Origin of the sequence: Alkalicoccobacillus porphyridii (assembly GCF_007293315.1) — a bacterium.
Taxonomy (GTDB): Bacteria; Bacillota; Bacilli; order Bacillales; family Bacillaceae_D; genus Alkalicoccobacillus; species Alkalicoccobacillus porphyridii.
This window is the reverse complement of the sequence record NZ_VLXZ01000127.1, coordinates 1-312: the sequence shown is the minus strand read 5'-3', so window position 1 is coordinate 312 and position 312 is coordinate 1. Positions and strand designations below refer to the sequence as shown.

At 55.8% G+C, this 312-nt stretch carries 1 protein-coding gene; it reads right to left on the bottom strand.

The window, feature by feature from the left end; all coding sequences use genetic code 11:
* Window positions 1-312: DDE-type integrase/transposase/recombinase (locus tag FN960_RS23785; protein ID WP_143850793.1), on the bottom strand; the 312-nt coding region annotated here is incomplete at both ends.

Genomic DNA, 312 nt, shown 5'->3' with positions numbered 1-312 from the left:
TGAAAGAAGCTTTCCACGCAGGCATTATCGTAGCAGCAACCTTTTGCGCTCATACTTCCACGCAGATTATGCCGCTTCAGTTGCGCCTGATAATCTGCTGAACAGTACTGGCCTCCACGGTCCGTGTGAACGATAACGTTCCGGGGCCTCTTACGCCGCCACAGCGCCATCTGCAGGGCATCGCAGGCCAGTTGCGCCGTCATGCGTGGCGACATTGACCAGCCAATAACGGCACGTGACCACAGGTCAATGACCACTGCCAGATACAGCCAGCCTTCATCTGTACGTAAGTACGTGATGTCTCCTGCCCAC